This window comes from Massilimicrobiota sp. An134 (genome assembly GCF_002160815.1).
GTDB lineage: Bacteria > Bacillota_I > Bacilli_A > Erysipelotrichales > Coprobacillaceae > Allocoprobacillus > Allocoprobacillus merdigallinarum.
The window spans coordinates 1-3,471 of the sequence record NZ_NFLH01000065.1 but is presented as its reverse complement, the minus strand read 5'-3'; the positions used below and the strand labels follow the sequence as shown (position 1 = coordinate 3,471).

At 33.4% G+C, this 3,471-nt stretch carries 3 protein-coding genes and 1 pseudogene; all 4 read right to left on the bottom strand.

Translation table 11 applies throughout. The features are described from left to right. Positions 1–698, bottom strand: a 698-nt coding sequence (locus B5E79_RS13125; protein ID WP_143746797.1) for a transposase, incomplete at its 3' end; no start/stop codon positions are given. 53 nt (positions 699–751) lie between these two features. After that, positions 752–1,510: an IS21-like element helper ATPase IstB gene (gene istB, locus B5E79_RS13120; RefSeq protein WP_087298346.1), complete on the bottom strand. Its 759-nt coding sequence runs from the start codon at positions 1,508–1,510 to the stop codon at positions 752–754. Beyond that, positions 1,507–2,819: pseudogene (gene istA, locus B5E79_RS13115) on the bottom strand (IS21 family transposase). Before istA ends, istB begins: the two are co-directional and overlap by 4 nt. A gap of 82 nt (positions 2,820–2,901) precedes the next feature. Continuing rightward, the gene (locus B5E79_RS13110) at positions 2,902–3,429 is read right to left on the bottom strand and encodes a transposase family protein (RefSeq protein ID WP_241147502.1); all 528 of its coding nucleotides are present in this window, start codon (positions 3,427–3,429) and stop codon (positions 2,902–2,904) included. Positions 3,430–3,471: the final 42 nt, after the last annotated feature.

The window sequence follows — 3,471 nt, the reverse complement described above, 5'->3', positions numbered from 1 at the left end:
ATCATTTCCTTGATCTGGGAATTCCTGAAGGATATGATCAGCTCTTCTATGTTCTTCAATGCGTTTTTTTCATTGGATCTGCTGTAAAATTCATCCAGCTCATATTTAAGATCATAGGCAAGATCCAGCACAGGGTCATGTCTGACCATGAAGTCAAGGATATCATAGTAGTTGTAATACCCCTCAAGGGTATGATTGTATATCTTCTTTTCGTTTGGGTCGAATATTCTGTTGTCATTGGAGAAGAGCATCCAGTTGAATTTCTTTAATGCATAGTAATGCTTGGATGCTTCCCTTAACTCAAGCTTTTCAGTCTTGGTTTTTTCTTTTTTCTTCTCAAGATATTTCTTTCTGGAATAATACTTATTCATGACATCGATTCTCACTCTGTCAATTTTTCTTCCAAATTCCTGCTTCACATGAAAATGGTCGGTTGCACATATTGCATTTGGAAACATGATCTTCGATACGATTCTGTATGTTTCCCACATGTCAAAGGAAACAATTTTGACATTCTTCCTTTCCTCAAGAGGAATGGAAAAGAAATAATCCATGAGTGTCTGCTTTCTTCTTGACGGAAGGACATCGACGATGTTCTGTGTCTTGAAATCGACAAGCACACACACATATTTACTGTTGACAGACTTGAATGCATAGACCTTATAAATGTCAATATAATTTTGTACAAAAATGATCATTTATGATGTACAATTATGTTCCTGTTCAATATAACTAGGAATACTTCTTAATATTAAGATTCCTCTTCGTTTGGCTTCATATGATCTTTTAACCGATAGGATTTACCCGTTATAGTTACCACATGCGCGTGATGAAGGACTCTATCTAAAATGGCATTTGCCATTACCGCATCACAGAAAACTTCATCCCACTCACTAAAATTGATATTTGTAGTTAATATCGTGCTTCTTTTTTCATAACGTCTATCTATCAGTTGAAAGAATAATTTCGCATCATCTTTATTAATTGGAAGATAGCCAAGTTCATCTATGATCAATACTTTATATTTGGTAAAATGGCGAAGTCGATCTTCCAATCTGTTCTCATTATTTGCTTTCTTCAATTGTTGAATAAGGTCATGACATTTGATGAAATATGTACTATTTCTACGCTTTGCTGCGGCGATGCCTATACTTACAGCCAAGTGTGTTTTACCTACACCACTATTACCTAGAAATACGATATTTTCACAATTCTCAATGAATCTGAGTGTCTCAAAATCCAATATCTGTTGTTTATTAATTGATGATTGAAAATCAAAATCAAAATCCCTTAATTCTTTATGGTGAGGAAAAGCCCCTACTTTAACCATTGATTTGATCATATTCTTTTCTCTATGATCGATTTCTATTTGGGTCAATTTAATCAATCCTTCAGTAAGGGATAGATTGTTCTTAGTTATGTAATCCAATATCTCATCTAAATTTTCATTCATTTGACTTAGTTTCAAATAATTCAGGTTATTTCTTAATTGCATATATGTACTACTCATTGTATATTTCTCCTATCAAATTTAAATTTTCCTTAGCTAGTTGTTTAATTTCATCCGAACTATCTTTAAAACTTACTTCGTATATTTTTTGATAATGCTCTTCATGATAATTGTATTTTGACTGAGATATTTGATGAATTGTTATGAGTTTTGTGTTAGAATGCACATGTATATAATCATCAAATATTTGTAGTTTCACTGTTTTACCAATATATTCTGGTGGTGCGGAATATTTATTTCCTTTATAGGAAAATAAGCTTTGTGAATCTACTTTTACTGGTTTAATGGTGATTTTATATTGATTTCTTATCTTTTCTTGTGGTAAGGGGGATAAGAAATCTTTTTCTTTTTGAATATGAAGCTTCGGAATTTTTCCTATTTCACTGTGCACCTGGCAATTATGCCTTTCATTAATTTCCGTTACTTTTTCATTCAGTTGTGCATAGTTTAATTTTCCATTATAGGCATATAGTTCATCCCATAATTTCATTGGTGCTTCAACTTTTCCTTTACTCCATGGTTTTCCGGCAATACATGGTTTCACTACAAAGCCATAATCATTCGCAAATTGTTGAAACTTCGCATTGACCTTTCCACTCGAATATTCTGTTCTTGCCTCATCCATAACCGTTTTCATATTATCGGTTTTTAAAATGTCAGGCACACCACCTGCTGCTTCAAATGCCTGATCAAGATAATGGAATAGAGCACCTTGCTTTTTTGTAAGCGAAATAAAATTAACTTTATATCTTGAATAGGAATAAACAAGTGCAAAGATATTTAATTCAATAACTTCACCTGTATTTAAGGTATAATGCATATTTTCCTTCCAGTCTAATTGTGCTTCAACTCCCATACCCGTCTCTCTTTTGATTGACTGATGATTTGTAGTACTGTTTCTAACTTTACCATTCACTGTCCTGTTTGTTCTGCCATTAAAGTATTTATCGAATTCTTCATGTTGACTGATCCACTTTCTAAAATGTGAAGCTGAGCATTCTAATCCATGATTATCTTTTAGATACTGCCATAAAACTCTTTTATAAAAGAAAACTTGAGTATTTTGATTGATCAGTAAGTCATATATTATTTGATAAAATTTATCTAACTTACTTTTTCTTTCTCTTTTCTTTGGCTTAGTATAACCATTCATATATTTATCTATCAATCTTCTATCGACACCAAGCTCTCTGGCAATCTGTGATTTATTTATTTTCAATTTTAACTCCTCTACTAATACTTTCAATTTTGGTAAATCAAGCAAGCAATTAATCTCAATACTTGAATTGACTGTTAAATTCATAATCATAATATAACCTCCAATAAAAACTGAATTATTATATTATGTTGAATTGATTTTGTACATTTTTATATGATCATTTTTGTACATATTAATAGTAGCATTTATAGACCTCATCTATCAGCAGATACTCAGGCAGAGGTCTTCTTGATATGGAGACAAATGAGTCAAATACATGTGCAGCTGTTGTCTGGGATACATGGTATCGTTCGGCCACATCCCTGAATGTCATGCTTGGCTTTCTCAAATCCTCCAGGATATTATATACAGTCGCCAGAGAGATTCTTGAGCCTGCGACGGTAAAGGGATTGGACTCCATAAATGTCTTGTGGCATCTTGGACATCTATATCTGCGAGCTCTGTAATTGATGATGCATTTCTTGTTTGTCAGTATGGAATGGTTGATATGCTTGACACTATAGTCCTTGACTCTGTCTGTCATGTTGAGGCAGACAGGACACTGATGGGGCTTCTTCTTCAGTGTCACTTCAATATAGACACCATCCTTCTGATGATGGATATCGAATGTTTCGATATCCTTATCCTCGATATTGAAGAAAACAAGGAAATCATTCTGGGAAATGATGCAGCTGGACATGGTCGTGGTATTATCACACATCGTCATCACCATCCAAAGCCAATAGAATCTGTAATTTCATAA

Excerpts from the sequence above, each read along its gene's own strand:
- istB (WP_087298346.1), bottom strand. The coding sequence starts at position 1,510 with ATGAGTAGTACATATATGCAATTAAGAAATAACCTGAATTATTTGAAA.
- B5E79_RS13110 (WP_241147502.1), bottom strand. The coding sequence starts at position 3,429 with ATGTGTGATAATACCACGACCATGTCCAGCTGCATCATTTCCCAGAAT.